The sequence below is a fragment of the Rhodovulum sp. FJ3 genome (assembly GCF_032918305.1).
Lineage (GTDB): Bacteria > Pseudomonadota > Alphaproteobacteria > Rhodobacterales > Rhodobacteraceae > SAT37.
The window spans coordinates 380,919-398,420 of sequence record NZ_JAWJUU010000004.1; the positions used below are offsets into that span (position 1 = coordinate 380,919).

Sequence of the window (17,502 nt, forward strand, 5' to 3'; positions counted from 1 at the left end):
CCACTCGACAATGATACGGGCGCATGGCATGCCATAACAAAAAGGAGTGGCGCGCAGTGAAACAGCCCAGAGCATGGCAACGGATGTTGTCCGGACGCCGTCTGGACCTGTTGGACCCGACCCCGTTCGATATCGAGATTGAGGATATCGCGCACGGTCTGGCCTTTGTGGCGCGCTGGAACGGGCAAACACGGGGCGACTATGCCTATAGCGTGGCCGAACATTCCCTGTTGGTCGAACAGATTTACCGGCGCATGTATCCGCGCGATCCGGTGCAATGGTATCTGGCGGCCTTGCTGCATGACGGGCCGGAATATGTGATCGGCGATATGATTTCGCCCGTGAAATCCGCCGTGGGACCGGAATATGAGGTTCTGGATCAACGTCTGTGCGCGGCGATCCACATCCGGTTCGGCCTGCCCGCGAAAATCCCTGCCCAGATCAAAAAGCGGATCAAAAAGGCGGATAAGTTTTCGGCGTGGCTTGAGGCGACGCAAATCGCGGGGTTTGAAGTGGCCGAGGCGAACAAGCTCTTCGGGCGACCGGACCCCGAGATCATGGACGGTTTGCGCATCCATCTGCGCCCACCGGTCGAGGTGCGCCGCGATTACACCGCGCGCCACGCCGAACTGATGGCCGCGATGCCCAGCGCCGTTTAAGGCACGCAAACCTCGCCCGCCGTGGCCCCGTCATAGGACCACGCGGAAAAAGCGTTTCCGGTGAAATAGAGACGTAATCCGGACGCATACCCCACCACGCGGCAGGTGGTTCCGGTATCTGAAACCGGCGCGCCCTCGAACGACGATACGGCGGCAATCGCCCCGTCGATGTGGCGTCCAAATCCGATTTCCTGACCCGTGCCCGCCACGTCGATCCCCGCAGATGCAGGGACCAAAGACGCCGAAATCTGGTCAGGCGGTGCAACAGTGGCACAGCCCGACAGGATCACGGCGATCAGGGCGCGGCGGATCACTTGGGGCTGCGCTTGGCCAGAATGCGTTGCAGGGTGCGGCGATGCATGTTCAGGCGGCGTGCGGTTTCACTGACGTTACGATCGCACAGCTCATACACGCGCTGAATATGTTCCCAACGGACGCGATCCGCCGACATCGGGTTTTCCGGCGGCGGGGGCAATTCATCGGCGGTCGCCAAAAGGGCGGCGGTGATGTCATTCGCATCGGCGGGCTTGGACAGGTAATCCGAAGCCCCCATTTTCACCGCAGCCACCGCCGTCGCAATCGCGCCGTATCCGGTCAGAACGATGATGCGCGCATCGGGACGCTTTTCCCGCAGGGTTTCGACAACGTCCAACCCGTTCCCATCCTCAAGCCGCAGGTCCACAACCGCATAGGCGGGCGGACGCGCGGTCGCGATGGCTTTGCCGCCTGCGACGCTCTCGGCGGTTTCGACCTCGAACCCGCGTTTTTCCATGGCACGTGCCAGACGGCGCAGAAACGGCTCGTCGTCATCCACCAGCAACAGCGACTTATCTTCGCCGATCGTATCGATTTCGTGCTCGGTCATCTGGCCCTCCTCCGGAATACCATCGCATTCCTATTTAGAGCGTTTCTAAGCACTTAAACACCATCGGTCAATTTAACGCAGTCGTAGATGTATCTTAGGCACCCGCTGCGTCGATGAAACAGGCCGTGCCGTCGGCGATTTGTTCAGGCGTGTGTTCACGACGATAGAATTCCACAAACCCGATTTCCGGCAGCACCAGATAGGTAAAGGTCGAGTGATCGACGAGGTAGAATTCATCGCCCTCTTCGGGCTCTTGCTTGCGGTAATAGGTTTTATAGGCCGTGCTGGCCGCCTTGACCTGCTCAGGGGTGCCGGTCAGACCGATCATGTCGGGATGCATGTAATCGGTGAATTCCGCAAGAACCTCGGGCGTATCGCGTTCGGGGTCGATCGAGATGAATGCGGTCTGCACGTCATAGCCGCGCTCGGTCAGGATATCGGCGGCCTCGGCATTGCGGGCGGCGTCAAAGGGGCAGACATCGGGGCAATAGGTATAGCCAAAATAGAGCAGGGTCGGGCGCGTGATCACGTCGGCGTCCGTCACGGTTGCGCCGGTCTCGCTGACCAAGGTGAAGGGCCCGCCGATGGCCCCGCCCGCGACCGTGCTTTCGCTGCACTGGGCGAACTGGTCCTCGGGTGATTTCAGGAACGTCCACGCGGCGGCGCCACCAATTCCGATCACGACGATGGCTGCGGCCACTAGGGCATAGATACGTGTCACTGTTCTTCTCCGGCTCTACGTTTGGTGCATTGATTGAACGTCTGGCCGGAATGTACAAGGGTACAGCTTGCCTCAGGGGGGAAACGCGCGCATGGCCGAAACCGCGAATATTGGTGTTCTACCGTTGCAAAAGCGGTCCCAATGGGTGCGTCTGCGCACGCTGATCGGTCTGCGCTGGGTCGCGATTGCCGGTCAAATTGTTGCGATCACCGTGTCTCAGGCGTGGTTTGACCTGAAAATGCCGATCGGGCTGTGCTTTTTCGCGGTGGGTCTGGCGATCATCGCGAACCTGTTTTCGATCTTTGTCTATCCGGAGAACAAGCGCCTGAGCGAACAGGAAGCCGCCGGAATGCTGATGTTCGACATCGTGCAGATTACGTTGCTGTTGTTCTTTACCGGCGGTTTGAACAATCCGTTCGCCTTGTTGTTGTTGGCGCCCGTGACGGTGTCCGCGACGGCCCTGCGGGTGAAATCGACCATCGTTCTTGGCGCGACATCGGCGGTTTTGATGTCCGTTCTGGCGTTCGCCTATATTCCGTTGGTCGACACAAACGGCGTGGTGCAACAGTTGCCCGTTCTGTTCCGGTTCGGATTCTGGGTCGCGAACCTGATCGGGATTGTGTTCATGGCCGCCTATGCGGGCAAGGTCATGTCCGAGGTCAACAACATGTCCGACGCCCTTTTGGCGACGCAAATGGCGCTGGCTCGTGAACAGAAACTGACCGATCTGGGCGGGGTCGTTGCCGCCGCCGCGCATGAACTTGGCACGCCATTGGCGACGATCAAGCTGGTCTCGGCCGAGTTGATGGAGGAACTGTCGGACAACCCCGATCTGCGGGACGATGCCGCCCTGATCCGCGATCAGGCGGACCGGTGTCGCGATATCCTGCGGTCCATGGGGCGCGCGGGCAAGGACGACACACATATGCATGTCGCGCCCTTTGCCACCGTGGTCAGCGAGGCCGCCGAGCCCCATCAGGATCGTGGCAAGACGGTACATTTTGAATTCGCCGCCGATCTGGAAAACGATCCGCGCGAACCCACGATCATGCGCCGCCCCGAGATCATCCATGGCCTGCGCAATCTGGTGCAGAACGCCGTCGATTTCGCATCGGCCAACGTTTGGGTCGAAATGCAGTGGTCCGAGCATCAGGTCGGCGTGCGGATCATGGACGATGGCGACGGCTATAGCCCCAATATCATCGGGCGGATCGGTGATCCGTTCATGCGCAATCGCCGCACCAGCGAGACCACCAAACGACCGGGATACGAGGGCATGGGCCTTGGCCTGTTCATCGCGAAAACCTTGTTAGAGCGGTCCGGCGCGTCCCTGAGTTTCGCCAACGGTTTTGACCCGTTTATGGACGACGGACCCCGCCCCGAACGCTGCGGCGCGGTGGTTGAGGTTCTGTGGCCGCGTGAGTTGATCGAGGCCCCGACGCGCCAAGGCGGTGAGAAATGGGATGAAAACAAGCGTTTCTAGCCAAAGAACGCAGGATTTTAATCTTTTGCTTAACCACTGATTAACCATTCAGGCGCTTGATTGATCACGCTCAGTTTATGAGGTCGTGATGGATCACAATATCGCCCTGTCCATAGTTATCGTCGGCACCTCTCTGGCCATCGCGCTGGCCGCGTTGGTGTCCAGTGAAATCCTCAGCCAATGGATCATGGGGCGTGTTCCGGTGCGTCAGACCCTATCGGCGGGGACGGTGTTTCTGTTCGACGGGCCTGTGTTGCTGAACGCGACCCCGCAGGCGCGCAAGATGCTGTCGAATGCCCCCGACGGGCACGACGACTGGACGCGGCTGCTCTCGGTTCTGGGTCCGCGCTTTCCCGGTCTGGCGGGGAATTTGGCCCAGATACAGGACATCGGCGAAACCGAACTACCCGCGTCACAGGGCGGGGATCGCGTGCATGCCCTCTATTCCGGCGGGGTCACGCGGATCAGTGTGCAGGACACCTCGGAAATGGCCGAGGCGGTGATCGACAACATCAGCCTCAGCGCCATGCGCACCGAACTGGAAACCCTGCGCCAACTGGCCACGCATATGGATATGCTGGCGTGGCAGGTCGATGAGAACGGCACAATTGTCTGGGCCAACCGGTCGTATCTGTCGATGCTGGATGACGTCAGAGAAACCGAGGATCACCTGATGTGGCCCTTGCCCGCGTTGTTTCCCGATGACCTGCCCACGGATGGCAGTTTGGTGACCCTGTCCCTGCCCAACGGCACCTCGCGGATATTCGAAAGCCGCGCCGTTTCCGTCGATGATGCGCGGCTGCACTTTGCCCTGCCCGCCGACCGCGTTGCCCACGCCGAGGCGCAGTTGCGTGAGTTCATGCAAACGCTGGCCAAGACCTTTGCCGGCCTGCCCATCGGTCTGGCGATTTTTAACCGCGCGCGGAATTTGGTGATGTTTAACCCCGCGCTGATCGACCTATGCCCTGTTGGGCCCGCGTTCCTGGTCGGGCGGCCGTCGCTGTTTGAATTTCTGGACGCCCTGCGCGACAAAAACATGATCCCCGAACAGCGTAACTATCCCAACTGGCGCCGCCATTTCGCCAATCTTGAGGAATCCGCCGCCACCGGTCAGTACGAAGAAATCTGGTCCCTGCCCTCGGGCCAAACCTATAAGGTGCGCGGCCAACCCCATCCCGATGGCGCGATTGCCCTGTTGTTTGAGGACATCACCGCCGATATCTCGCTGACCCGCCGGTTCCGCGCGGAACTGGAAATGGGGCAGGCGGTTCTGGATGATCTGGACGAGGCCGTCGCGGTCTTTTCCCCCGCCGGTATCCTTGCCATGGCGAACAAGCGCTATGTCGCCCTGTGGAACAGTGATCCATCGCAAAGCCTGACGGAAATCGGCATCCACGACACGATCCGCCTGTGGCAGGACAATGTTGACGGCACCGCACCATGGATGGCCCTGCGCGACATGGTTCTGGGCCACGCGCCGCGTCAGGAAATGACCGCCACATTGGATCACATCAGCGGGGTCCAAATCACTATGCGCGCCCGTCCGATTTCCGGCGGTGCGATCATCGTGGGGTTCCGCCCCGCCGTGGTTGAACAGGTGGACATGGAAACATTGGAAACCGCGATGTGATGCGGGCTTGCGGGGCGCGCTGGGGTCGCTAAAACTGCGGGTATGACTGTTTCCCGCACCCGCGTTGTGCCCACCCCCGACGACATGACCGCCTTTGCTGCGGGTCTGGCAACGCGCCTGAATGCGGGCGATGTTTTGCTATTGTCGGGACCGATCGGGGCGGGAAAGACCCATTTTGCTCGCGCGCTGATCCAGAAACGTCTGGCCGATCTCGGGGTGGCCGAAGACGTGCCCAGCCCCACCTTTACCCTTGTGCAGACCTATGACGCGGGCGGGGTCGAGATTTGGCACGCCGACCTTTATCGCCTGACCCATCCGGATGAGGCGTTGGAACTGGGCCTGCAGGACGCGTTTGACACCGCGATCTGTCTGGTGGAATGGCCCGATCGTCTGGGCGCGGATACGCCCGACGGGGCGCTGCACCTTACCTTTTCTTCGAACCCTGACACCGAGGCGCGTTTGGTCGAAATGACCGCCGATGCGCCGCATTGGGCCGACCTGATTTCGGAATTTTGCGATGACTGACCGCGACACGCTGCGCGATGATTTCCTGACCCGCGCCGGATGGGGCGATGCCACGCGGGCCAAGCTGGCCGGTGATGCGTCGAACCGCAGCTATGACCGTCTGACTGCGCCCGACGGCACGCCCGCCGTTCTGATGAACGCGCCCGCGGACAAGGGCGAGGATACCCGCCCGTTCATCCGCATCACCAACCACCTGCGCGCGGCGGGCCTGTCCGCGCCGCGCATCTTGGCCGAGGACGTAGAGCACGGGTTCCTGTTGCTTGAGGATCTTGGCGATGACCTGTTCGCGCGGGTTCTAGAGCGTCAGCCGGAATTGGAAATGACCCTCTATACGGCCGCGACGGATGTGTTGTTGGATCTGCATCAACACCCCCTGCCCGAAGACCTGAAACCCTATGGCCCGATCATGGCAGAGATGGGGGCGCTGGCCGTGAAATGGTACGCGGGCAACGCGGATGCCGTTTCCTTGTTTCAAGCCGAGTTAGAGACGGTTTTGGCCCATCTCAGCCGCGCGAAACCCGTCCTGATCCAACGCGATTATCACGCCGAAAACCTGCTCTGGTTGCCGCGTCGAACGGGGTCGGCGCGGGTTGGATTGTTGGACTATCAGGATGCGATGTCGGGCCATCCGGCCTATGACCTTGTGTCGATGTTGCAGGACGCGCGCCGCGACGTGTCACCCGCCGTTCAGGACGCCATGATCCGGTATTACGCGGATACCGCCGGTCTGGACGAACCCACGTTCCGCGCCGATTATGCGATCCTTGGGGCGCAACGAAACCTGCGTATCCTTGGCGTCTTCGCGCGCCTGTGCCTGCATTACGCGAAACCGCATTACGTTGACCTGATCCCACGCGTTTGGGACCATCTGCAGGTCGATCTCGCCCACCCGATCCTGACCGATCTGCGCCGCGCGGTTGACGAAATCCTGCCCCCGCCTACCCCAGAACGCCTAGCCACGTTGAAAGCCGCATGCGGAACCATCCCGACGCTGTCATGATCTTTGCCGCAGGGCGCGGGACCCGCATGGGGAACCTGACCGCCCAGCGCCCTAAGCCCCTGATCCCGGTCGCCGGTCGCCCGTTGCTGGACCATGCGCTGAGCTTTGCGCGCGGTGTTGATCCGGCGCGGATCGTGGTGAACACGCATTACCTTGGCGATCAGATCGCGGCGCATCTGGATGGACAGCCCGACGTAACCCTATCGGATGAGGTCGACCTGTTGGAAACCGGCGGGGGGTTGCGTCACGCGCTGCCCCTGCTGGGGGATGGGCCGGTTTACACGATGAATTCCGATGCCGTCTGGACCGGCAGCAACCCGTTTCACCAACTGCGCGCCGCGTGGGATGGGGATCGTATGGATGCGCTGTTGCTAATGATCGACCCGACACGTGCGCACGGGCACAAGGGCGCGGGCGATTTCATCATTGCCGATGACGGGCGCATCACGCGTGGTCCTGGCGTGACCTATTCCGGCGCGCAAATCATCCGCACCGATGGCCTGAACGATATTGCCGAGGATGCGTTTTCCCTGAACAAATTGTGGGACATCTACATGGCGCGTGGACGGGTGTACGGGATCGTGCATGACGGGGCGTGGTGTGACGTCGGTCACCCGCAGGGCATTGAAATCGCGGAACAAATGGTGGGGTATTCTGGTGTTTAAGGGTCCATCGCCGCGTGTGTTCGGCCTGCCCCCCGGGGCGGATTTCCCCAAGGTTCTGTATCAGGGGCTAGAGGACCGGCTGGCCACGGCGGCGCCCCACGACTGGGCCGCGGTTGAGATCTATGTAAACACCCGCCGGATGCAGCGCCGGTTGATCGACCTGTTCAACGCGGGTCCCGCGCGATTGATGCCGCGCATCCGTTTGATCACCGATATCGCGTCGGTCTACAGCGTCGCGGGTACGGGCGAAACCGTGTCGCCCCTGCGCCGTCGTCTGGAATTGGCGCAGGTCGTGTCGCGTCTGTTGGACAGCGCGCCGGATCTTGCCCCACGATCCGCGATTTTCGATCTGGCCGACAGTCTGGCCGAATTGATGGACGAAATGCAGGGCGAAGGCGTGTCGCCCGACGCGATCCGTGATCTGGACGTATCACACCTGTCCGCGCATTGGGATCGGACGCGGCGATTCATCGACCTGATCGCGCCCTATTTCACCGAAACCCTGTTGAATGCCGAGGGACAGCGTCGGTTGGCCGCCGAGCGTCTGACGGCGCTCTGGGCCGAGACCCCGCCAACGCATCCGATCATCGTGGCGGGCTCAACCGGTTCGCGCGGGGCAACGTCCCTGTTCATGCAGGCGGTTGCGAAACTACCCCAAGGGGCGGTGATCCTACCCGGTTTCGATTTTGATCAACCCGCCGCCGTTTGGGATGCTCTGGACGACGCCCTGACCGCCGAGGATCATCCGCAATACAGGTTCCACAAAGTTCATCAGGCGCTGGATATCACAGCGGCCGATGTGCGCCCGTGGACGGATGTTGATTTAGGCTCTGTTTCACCACGAAATGCGCTTGTGTCGCTTGCCCTGCGCCCCGCACCAGTGACGGATCAATGGTTGGAATCCGGCCCCGACCTGACCGATCTGGATCGCGCGACCGAGGGTTTGACGTTGATCGAGGCCGCGTCGCCACGGCATGAGGCCCTAGCGATCGCCCTGCGTCTGCGCCAAGCGGTTGAACGCGGCGAAACCGCCGCCCTGATCTCGCCCGACCGGATGTTGACACGTCAGGTGACGGCGGCGCTTGACCGTTGGGGGATTGAGCCCGACGACAGCGCCGGCATCCCCCTGCAACTGACCGCGCCGGGTCGGTTCTTGCGCCACGTGGGTGCGTTGATGGGCATGCAACTGACCGCCGAGGCGTTGCTGATCCTGTTAAAACACCCCCTGACCCACTCGGCGGATCAGCGAAATCAGCACCTTCTCTGGACGCGTGAGCTTGAGCTGCACATCCGACGCAATGGCATCGCCTTTCCCGACCCGACCGCGTTGATGGCGTGGGCTGCGGCCAAAGACGACGCGCGCGCCACGTGGGCCGAATGGATTTGCACCGCATTTTTGGGGCATGAAGGTGTCCAAACCGCCCCCCTGTCTGACCACCTGAACCGCCATATTGCGACCGCCGAGGAAATCGCGCGCGGGGCCTTTGGCGCGGATTCGGGTGAGCTTTGGTTGAAAAAGGCGGGGGAAAAGGCGCGCGCCACTGTGGATAACCTCATCGCCGAGGCGGAATTCGGCGGTGATCTGCATATCCGCGACTACCTTGATCTGTTCGGCGCGGTCCTGAGCACGGCCGAGGTCACTGATCCCGTCCGCCCGCATCCACAGGTCATGATCTGGGGTACGCTGGAGGCCCGCGTACAGGGCGCGGATGTGGTGATCCTTGGTGGTTTGAATGAGGGCAGTTGGCCCGAGGCACCATCGCCCGACCCGTGGTTGAACCGCGAAATGCGGGCGAAATCGGGTCTATTGCTGCCCGAACGGCGCATCGGTCTGGCCGCGCACGATTTCCAACAGGCAATTGGCGCGCCGACCGTGATCCTGTCCCGTGCGATCCGCGATGCCGAGGCGCAGACGGTCCCGTCGCGCTGGATCAACCGTCTTGTGAACCTGATGTCGGGCCTGACCACGAACGGCGGGCCGGATGGTTTGGCGGCAATGCGCGCACGGGGTCAGGCGTTGCTAGACATGGTCGATCTGTTCGATGCGCCGATTGCGCAACCCACCCCTGCACCGCGCCCCGAACCCGCGCCACCCGTCGCCTATCGCCCCGATCGCCTCTCGGTCACGCGGGTACAGACCCTGATCCGCGATCCCTATGCGATCTATGCGTCCTATGTGTTGAACCTGCGCCGCCTGAACCCGCTGCGCCCCGAACCGGATGCCGCCCTTCGCGGTACAGTGTTGCACAAGGTGCTAGAGGAATTCGTGCGTGATGCCGATCCGAATGCTGCGGACGCACGCGCGGATCTGATGGCAAAAACAGACACTATTCTGTCGGAAATGGCCCCGTGGCCCGCCGATCGCCGTGCATGGCGCGCCGCGATGGAGCGCGCCGCTGATTGGTTTATTGAGGGCGAGGTTGAGCGGCGCAAAAACGCGGTGCCAGAACGGCTTGAGGTGCGGGCACAGACGGTGATGGAAAACGGGTTCACCCTCACGGCAGAGGCGGACCGCATTGATCGCAACACCGACGGGACCGTGACGATCTATGACTACAAAACCGGCCGCGTCCCGACCAAGGCCGAGATGGATGCCTTTGACAAACAGCTGTACCTTGAGGCGATTTTGGCCGAACGCGGCGCGTTTCAGGACATTGACCCAACCGTCGTTCACTCCGTCGCGCATATCGGGATGGGCAGCGATCGCAAGGTCAGCAGCCACATGATGAACGACACTATTCTGGCGGATACGTGGTCCGGTCTGGCCGAATTGGTCGACCGATATCGCGACCCGACGCTGGGCTATAAAGCGCGGCGCGCGCTGACCAAAACGTCGGATCGGTCCGATTACGATCATCTGTCGCGCTTTGGCGAATGGAACGAAAGCACCCCGCCCACATTGATCAAGGTAGGTCGCCATGATCCCGAATGACGCCACATTGGCCCAAGTCGCGGCCGCCGATCCGACCGTTTCGACGTGGCTATCCGCGAACGCGGGGTCGGGCAAAACCCGTGTGTTGACCGACCGCGTGGCGCGGTTGTTGCTGAACGGGGTCTATCCCCAGCACATCCTGTGTCTGACCTACACCAAGGCCGCTGCAAGCGAGATGCAGAACCGCCTGTTTCAACGCCTTGGCGAATGGGCGATGCTGGCCGATGCAGCGTTGCAAAAACAGCTGTTGGATTTGGGGCACCAAGAGGCCCTGTCGCCAGATGCGCTGCGCCAAGCACGTCGCCTGTTTGCCCGCGCGATTGAAACGCCGGGTGGCTTGAAAATTCAAACGATCCACTCGTTCTGTTCGTCTCTATTGCGGCGCTTTCCGCTTGAGGCGGGGGTGACGCCGCAGTTTGTCGAGATGGATGAACGCGCCGCCGATACATTGCGCGGCGAGATTTTGGATGACATCGCCGAGTCCGCAGATTGCGGCGTTCTGGACGCGGTTTTGGCATCCGGCACCGTAGATTTGACCAAGTTGACGGGCGAAATCGTCCAAAAGCGCGGGCATTTCGGGGTCGAGCGGTCGGTGGACGATATCCTGCGCACCTTTGACCTGAAACCCGGCACGGGACCGGACGATATCTTGGCCGAGGTGTTCTTGGGGGATGAAGGCGTATGGTTGCCGACAGTGATTTCGCAGATGGCTGCGGGGTCCAAAACCGACGCGGCCAACGCTACGAAGCTATCGGCCGTTCTACCGCGCTTGCGCAGTTTGGAGACGCTGCAGGTCTTTGAGAAAATATTCCTGACAGGCAAAGATACGAAATCCCCGTTTTCCGCCAAGATTGGGTCTATTCCTACCAAGGGCACCCAGAAATCCATGGGCCCCGAGCTGGACAAGCTGAACGACCTCATGGCGCGGGTTGAGGGGGCGCGCGAACGGCGTTTGGCCCTGATTGCGGCCCAGCGCGCCATCGCCTTGAACGATTTCGCCGCCGTGTTCCTGCCCCGCTACGATGCGCGCAAACAGGCGCACGGGTGGCTGGACTTTGACGATCTGATCCTCAAGGCGCGCGATTTGTTGACCGATCCGGGCGTGGCGGAATGGGTGCTGTTCCGGCTGGACGGCGGTTTGGACCACGTTCTGGTCGATGAGGCGCAGGATACAAGCCCCGAGCAATGGCAGGTGGTCGACCTGTTGACCCAAGAGTTCACGGCGGGCGCGGGCGCGCGCAGCGATGTGGAGCGTACCCTGTTCGTGGTGGGCGACCGGAAACAGTCGATCTATTCGTTCCAAGGGGCCGATCCAGACAAGTTCAACCACATGCAGGCACAGTTCACCGCGCGTCTGGAGGCCGTTGAAAAGACCCTATTCAACCGGAAACTGGAATATTCCTTCCGCTCGTCCTATGCCGTTCTCAGCGCGGTGGACCATACATTCCACGAGGGCGCACGCCATGGTGTGGGCGATGATTTCCTGCACCGCGCGTTCCACGACCAGATGCCCGGGCGGGTCGATGTCTGGCCCGTGGTTGAGCCGAACAAAGGCACCAAGGACAGCGATTGGACCGATCCGGTCGACCTCTTGTCCGAGGAGCATCACGCGATCCAACTGGCCCAACAGATCGCGGCCGAGATCAAGCGCATGATCGACGCCGGTGTGACGTTGAAAAACGGGGACAAGGTGCGTCCGGTTTCGGCGGGGGATTTCCTGATCCTTGTGCAACGCCGGTCCGACCTGTTTCACGAGGTGATCCGCGCGTGCAAGAACATGAACCTGCCGATTGCGGGGGCGGACCGGTTGAAAATCGGCGGGGAACTGGCGGTTAAGGATTTGAACGCGCTGATGTCCTTCCTTGCCCTGCCCGAGGATGACCTGTCGCTGGCCTGTGCGTTGCGCTCACCCCTGTTCGGGTGGGATGAGGGGCGGATTTTCGACCTTGCCGCCGGACGGAAGCAGAAATTCCTGTGGCCCGAACTGCGCGACCGTCAGGCGGAATTTCCCGAAACCTTTGCGATCCTCGACGCGTTACTGCGCGATGCGGATTTCCTGCGGCCCTATGACCTGATCGAGCGCATTCTGACGCGGTTCAAGGGGCGGCAAAACCTGATCACCCGCCTTGGCGAAGAGGCCGAGGACGGGATCGACGCCCTACTGAATCAGGCCCTGGCCTATGAGCGCACGGATGTGCCCAGTCTGACCGGATTTCTGGTCTGGTTGGCTTCGGGTGAGGTGACGATCAAACGCCAATTGGACAACGCGGGCGACCGTATCCGCGTGATGACGGTGCATGGCGCCAAGGGTTTGGAGGCACCGATCGTCATCCTGCCCGACACGATCAAACAACGCCGCGGACCGCAGGATCGGGTCCATATCGCCGCCGATGGCACGCCCCTGTCCGCCGGTGCCGACGCCCCCTCCGTGCTGCGCGATGCGTCCGATGTCCTGAAAACCAAGGCCGAGGAAGAGGCACAGCGGTTGCTCTACGTGGCGATGACGCGGGCCGAGCAATGGTTGATTGTCTGCGGTGCGGGCAAGCTGGGCAATGAGAGTGATCACCAATGGTACGCCCGCATGACCGACGGGGTGACGCGCGCGGGTGGTGTGCCGTTCGAATTCGCGGGGGGTCAGGGTCTGCGCCTTGAGCACGGGGACTGGCCCGAACCGGTGGGCGCGGGGCCTGTGGCGACGCAAACCACGGCAGACACCCTGCCACCATGGGCGATTGATCCGGTCAAAACGCCGGATCGGCCTGCGCAGACGATGAAACCTTCGGACCTTGGCGGGGCCAAGGTGGTGTTTGGCCCGATGGACGACGATGCCCTGTCCCAAGAGGACGCGATGGAGCGTGGCACGCGCATTCACCTGTTGCTGGAACATCTGCCCAAGGTCGATGCGGCGGAGTGGGGCGATCTGACCGCGCGCCTGTTACCCACGTTGGATGATCCCACACGGGACGAGATCCTGAACGCCGCGCGCAGTGTTCTGACCCATCCGGACATCGCGCCGGTCTTCGCACGTCCCGCCCTGTGTGAGGTCGATATCACCGCCAACCTGCCCGCCCTGAACGGTGCCCGAATTTTCGGCGCAATCGACCGTTTGATCGTGGAGCCCGACCGCGTTCTGGCGATTGATTACAAAACCAACGCACATATTCCTGACACAGCCGCACAGGTTCCCACCGGAATCCTGCGCCAAATGGGGGCCTATCACGCCGCGTTGAGCCAGATTTATCCTGAAAAAACCGTGGATACCGCGATTTTGTGGACGGCTGGACCGGTCTTGATGCCGCTGTCATCACAAATGATTGCCGCCGCTTTGGGCCAAACCGCCACATCTTGACGTTCGTCGGGGGTGTTCTTAGGTTCCAAGCCAACGCTGCTGCGAAGGAGAAGCATTATGGCGACTGTCGCTGTTACCGACGACTCGTTCGACGCCGAAGTCCGCAATTCGGACATTCCGGTCGTCGTAGATTTCTGGGCCGAATGGTGTGGCCCGTGTAAGCAAATCGGTCCGGCTCTGGAAGAGCTGTCCGAAGAGATGAACGGTCAGGTCAAGATCGTTAAGGTCAACGTGGACGAAAACCCGAACAGCCCCGCGCAAATGGGCGTTCGTGGCATTCCCGCGCTGTTCCTGTTCAAGGATGGCGAAGTTGTGTCGAACAAAATCGGCGCAGCCCCCAAGGCCGCTCTGCAAAGCTGGATCGCTGAATCGATCTAAGCGGCGGGTCAAACCGACGTTCTGGGGGCGCCTTTGGGTGCCCCTTTTGCTTTTGGTCCACAGCTGTGCCAGAACGGGCGCAGCAACATGCGAACGATAGAGGTCACGATGGCGGATAGCGATTTTCCCGGCTGGCACGGTACCACAATTCTGGCGGTCAAACGCGGGGGCGAGGTGGTCGTCGCGGGCGATGGTCAGGTCAGCCTTGGCCAAACCGTGATCAAGGGCACCGCGCGCAAGGTGCGCCGCCTGTCGCCGGGTGGAAATGAGGTCGTGTGCGGCTTTGCCGGATCGACGGCGGATGCGTTTACCCTGCTCGAACGGCTTGAGGCCAAGCTTGAGGCGACGCCGGGTCAGCTTCAGCGCGCAGCGGTCGAACTGGCCAAGGATTGGCGCACGGACAAGTACCTGCAGAAACTTGAGGCGATGCTGATCGTCACCGATGGCGCCCAGATTTACGTGATCACCGGCGCGGGCGACGTGTTGGAGCCCGAACATGACGTTGCCGCGATCGGGTCCGGCGGGAACTATGCATTGGCGGCGGCGCGCGGGTTGCTGGAAACCGATCTGGACGCCGAGGCCATCGCGCGTCAGGCCATGGCGATTGCCGCCGACATCTGCGTCTATACCAACGGCAAGCTGACCGTCGAAAAGATCAGCGCCTGATCACCCGATCCGAACCGTCCCCTGCACCGCGTCGTAACCCGACCACGACAGGGGCCGTTCCCCCAACGCGCCCGCGATCTGATCCACCAGTTCGGCCAGCTTTTCGTCGATGACGTGCAGGTATTCCGTCCAATCGGTGATGTCGGACAGATCCGCATCCCCGTCCGACACGCCGCGCAGCGCCAACAGGGGCACATCGAATTCCTGACAGGCGCGCAGGATGGCAAAGGTCTCCATATCCACCAGATCGGCGTTGATCCCGCCATAAGCGTCCCCCGACACGATATTCGCGCCGGTCGATAGGGTCGCCTCAGGGATGCCCGCCACCCGCAGGGGCAGCTCCATCACCGCAGGTCGGTCCAAAAACGGCGTCACCCCCACCGCAAACCCAAGGGGTGAGGCATCCATGTCGCGATAGCTGACCTGCGTAATCTGGAAAATATCGGTGATGCGTTTATGCGCCGAACCGGCGGACCCCAGGGAGATCACCAGATCGGGCAGGGCGTCCATCGTCGCCAGTTCGCCCAACGTGCGCCCCATATGCAGGGCACCCTCAATCGGACCAACGCCGGTGATCAGGGGCGAAAACCGCGCCTGCAGGTGGGGGCCATATTCGGGCCGCGCGGCCATGACAAACAACACACGCATTTCGCCAAAATGGGTCAGATCATACATCACGGGGCCCTCATATCCTGTCCCGTTTGTCGCATCGCCCCCCGCAAAAGAAAAGGCCCCGCCGAGGCGAGGCCGATCCATCAGATTTTCGCGTAGCCCAGCGGGACGCTGAATTCCTCACACCAGATCCAGACCTCATTCACATGGTCCAGATCGATGTTGGCGGGCACTTTGTAAGAACTTTTGCCCTTGTTCTTTTCCAGCGGGGCCAGAATCCATTCGGTTTTCACACCGTTATAGCCCAGCGCGACCTTGGGGTCCGGCGCGCCATCCAGAATGAAATCGTCCAGCAGGTGCACCATGTCGCCCACGATTTCCACGGTGCCGCCCGTGACGTGACCGCTGCGGCCCGAGAACGTGCCCAGACGGCCGTGCCCACCGGCAAAAACCGGCCCAGCCACCGCGCCCGCAACCATTGCCGCACCAGCGGCCATAAAATTCCGACGTGTGATCATTATATCTCCCTCATCCAGAGCTGTGATCAAAACCACGGTTAAGATGAAACCGTTAAGCCAACCTGACTAGTGGCCCCACAGAGACGTTAGAGGTGGTGATCGATCCGTGTTCGATCTTGCGTTCTGGGCCCCATGGCTTACCTAGAAACCAAAGGAATGAAAGGCAGACCGACGTGACAGACCTGACCCCGCGCGAAATTGTTTCAGAACTCGACCGGTTCATCATCGGCCAGAACGACGCAAAACGGGCGGTTGCCGTAGCGCTGCGCAACCGGTGGCGGCGCAAACAGCTGGGCGATGATCTGCGTGATGAGGTCTATCCGAAAAACATCCTGATGATCGGCCCGACCGGCGTGGGTAAAACGGAAATCAGCCGCCGCTTGGCCAAACTGGCCCGCGCGCCGTTCATCAAGGTCGAGGCGACCAAGTTCACCGAGGTCGGCTATGTCGGGCGGGACGTGGAACAGATCATCCGCGATCTGGTAGACAGCGCGATTGCCCAGACCCGCGACTGGATGCGCGAGGACGTCAAAGCCGCCGCTCATCAAGCCGCCGAGGATCGCGTGATTGAGGCGATCGCCGGTGAAAACGCCCGCGAGCAAACCCGCGAGATGTTCCGACAAAAGCTGAAACGCGGTGAGTTAGACAATACCGAGATCGAACTGGACGTCGCGGATACCTCAAACCCGATGCCGATGTTCGACATCCCTGGTCAGCCCGGCAACGGCATGGGCATGATGAACCTTGGCGATATCTTCGGCAAAGCGCTTGGCGGTCGGACCGTGCGCAAAAAGATGACCGTCGCACAGAGCTATGAGGTTCTGATCGGCGAAGAGGCCGACAAAATACTGGACGACGAAACGGTGCATCGCGCAGCACTTGAGGCGGTTCAAGAGAACGGCATCGTCTTTCTGGACGAGATCGACAAGGTCTGTGCCCGCTCGGATGCACGCGGCGCCGATGTCAGCCGCGAGGGCGTCCAACGTGACCTGCTGCCGTTGATTGAGGGCACGACGGTGTCCACCAAATACGGTCCCGTCAAAACCGACCATATCCTGTTCATCGCCTCGGGCGCGTTTCATATCGCGAAACCAAGTGACCTGCTCCCCGAGCTGCAGGGTCGTCTGCCGATCCGCGTGGAACTGCGCGGTCTGACCGAGGATGACTTCGTCCGCATCCTGACCGAAACGGACAACGCCCTGACCCGTCAGTATCAGGCGTTGATGGCGACCGAGTCCGTGACCGTCTCCTTTACCGAGGACGGCATTGCCGCGCTGGCGAAAATCGCCGCCGAGGTGAACCGCACGATCGAAAACATCGGCGCGCGGCGTCTCTATACCGTGCTGGAACGCGTGTTTGAGGATCTATCCTTTGCCGCGCCGGACAAGTCGGGCGAAACGGTGACAGTCGATCAGAAATTCGTAGACGACAATCTGGGCGCGTTGACGAAATCCACGGATATGAGCAGATACGTCCTATAATCTGCCCCACGCGGATCG

General features: G+C 61.4%; 16 protein-coding genes. 11 read left to right on the forward strand and 5 right to left on the reverse strand.

Annotated elements, in window-relative coordinates:
* Window positions 1–23: 23 nt before the first annotated feature.
* Window positions 24–659, forward strand: a complete 636-nt coding sequence (locus R1W00_RS13675) for a hypothetical protein (protein WP_410901556.1) — start codon at window positions 24–26, stop codon at window positions 657–659.
* On the opposite strand, the gene R1W00_RS13680 is transcribed toward R1W00_RS13675, so the two are convergent.
* The 3 genes from R1W00_RS13680 to R1W00_RS13690 form a co-directional block, all read right to left on the reverse strand.
* Window positions 656–973 carry a hypothetical protein gene (locus R1W00_RS13680; protein WP_317263309.1) on the reverse strand — a complete coding sequence of 106 codons (318 nt, stop codon included), beginning with the start codon at window positions 971–973 and terminating at the stop codon, window positions 656–658. The genes R1W00_RS13675 and R1W00_RS13680 overlap by 4 nt on opposite strands.
* Entirely contained in the window at window positions 970–1,524 is a 555-nt protein-coding gene (locus tag R1W00_RS13685) for an ActR/PrrA/RegA family redox response regulator transcription factor (protein WP_317263310.1), read from the reverse strand. Before R1W00_RS13685 ends, R1W00_RS13680 begins: the two co-directional genes overlap by 4 nt.
* 94 nt (window positions 1,525–1,618) lie before the next feature.
* Entirely contained in the window at window positions 1,619–2,245 is a 627-nt protein-coding gene (locus R1W00_RS13690) for an SCO family protein (RefSeq protein ID WP_317263311.1), read from the reverse strand.
* Between the two features lie 91 nt (window positions 2,246–2,336).
* Between R1W00_RS13690 and regB the strand changes: the two genes are divergently transcribed.
* From regB to hslV, 9 genes are all read left to right on the forward strand, one after another.
* A complete protein-coding gene (gene regB, locus R1W00_RS13695; protein ID WP_317263312.1) occupies window positions 2,337–3,728 on the forward strand; it encodes a sensor histidine kinase RegB in 1,392 nt (463 codons plus the stop codon).
* Between the two features lie 88 nt (window positions 3,729–3,816).
* Window positions 3,817–5,358 carry a PAS-domain containing protein gene (locus R1W00_RS13700; protein ID WP_317263313.1) on the forward strand — a complete coding sequence of 514 codons (1,542 nt, stop codon included), beginning with the start codon at window positions 3,817–3,819 and terminating at the stop codon, window positions 5,356–5,358.
* Between the two features lie 42 nt (window positions 5,359–5,400).
* The gene (tsaE, locus tag R1W00_RS13705; RefSeq protein ID WP_410901557.1) at window positions 5,401–5,883 is read left to right on the forward strand and encodes a tRNA (adenosine(37)-N6)-threonylcarbamoyltransferase complex ATPase subunit type 1 TsaE; all 483 of its coding nucleotides are present in this window, start codon (window positions 5,401–5,403) and stop codon (window positions 5,881–5,883) included.
* Window positions 5,876–6,883 (forward strand): aminoglycoside phosphotransferase family protein, encoded by a 1,008-nt coding sequence (locus R1W00_RS13710; protein WP_317263314.1) that lies wholly within the window; start codon window positions 5,876–5,878, stop codon window positions 6,881–6,883. Before tsaE ends, R1W00_RS13710 begins: the two co-directional genes overlap by 8 nt.
* Window positions 6,856–7,548, forward strand: coding sequence for a nucleotidyltransferase family protein (locus tag R1W00_RS13715; RefSeq protein WP_317263315.1), 693 nt, complete (start codon window positions 6,856–6,858; stop codon window positions 7,546–7,548). The genes R1W00_RS13710 and R1W00_RS13715 overlap by 28 nt, the downstream gene beginning before the upstream one ends.
* Window positions 7,541–10,480, forward strand: coding sequence for a double-strand break repair protein AddB (addB, locus tag R1W00_RS13720; RefSeq protein WP_317263316.1), 2,940 nt, complete (start codon window positions 7,541–7,543; stop codon window positions 10,478–10,480). The genes R1W00_RS13715 and addB overlap by 8 nt, the downstream gene beginning before the upstream one ends.
* The gene (gene addA / locus R1W00_RS13725; protein WP_317263317.1) at window positions 10,467–13,829 is read left to right on the forward strand and encodes a double-strand break repair helicase AddA; all 3,363 of its coding nucleotides are present in this window, start codon (window positions 10,467–10,469) and stop codon (window positions 13,827–13,829) included. Before addB ends, addA begins: the two co-directional genes overlap by 14 nt.
* A 57-nt stretch (window positions 13,830–13,886) precedes the next feature.
* Window positions 13,887–14,207, forward strand: a complete 321-nt coding sequence (gene trxA, locus R1W00_RS13730) for a thioredoxin (protein ID WP_317263318.1) — start codon at window positions 13,887–13,889, stop codon at window positions 14,205–14,207.
* A gap of 108 nt (window positions 14,208–14,315) precedes the next feature.
* Window positions 14,316–14,873 carry an ATP-dependent protease subunit HslV gene (gene hslV, locus R1W00_RS13735; protein WP_317263374.1) on the forward strand — a complete coding sequence of 186 codons (558 nt, stop codon included), beginning with the start codon at window positions 14,316–14,318 and terminating at the stop codon, window positions 14,871–14,873.
* Here the strand turns inward: hslV and R1W00_RS13740 are convergent, their stop codons facing one another.
* Window positions 14,874–15,548 carry a 5'-methylthioadenosine/S-adenosylhomocysteine nucleosidase gene (locus R1W00_RS13740; RefSeq protein WP_317263319.1) on the reverse strand — a complete coding sequence of 225 codons (675 nt, stop codon included), beginning with the start codon at window positions 15,546–15,548 and terminating at the stop codon, window positions 14,874–14,876.
* Window positions 15,549–15,628: 80 nt separating this feature from the next.
* The gene (locus R1W00_RS13745; protein WP_317263320.1) at window positions 15,629–16,003 is read right to left on the reverse strand and encodes a DM13 domain-containing protein; all 375 of its coding nucleotides are present in this window, start codon (window positions 16,001–16,003) and stop codon (window positions 15,629–15,631) included.
* A 173-nt stretch (window positions 16,004–16,176) separates the two neighbouring features.
* On the opposite strand from R1W00_RS13745, the gene hslU reads away from it, so the two are divergent.
* Entirely contained in the window at window positions 16,177–17,484 is a 1,308-nt protein-coding gene (gene hslU / locus R1W00_RS13750; protein WP_317263321.1) for an ATP-dependent protease ATPase subunit HslU, read from the forward strand.
* Window positions 17,485–17,502: the final 18 nt, after the last annotated feature.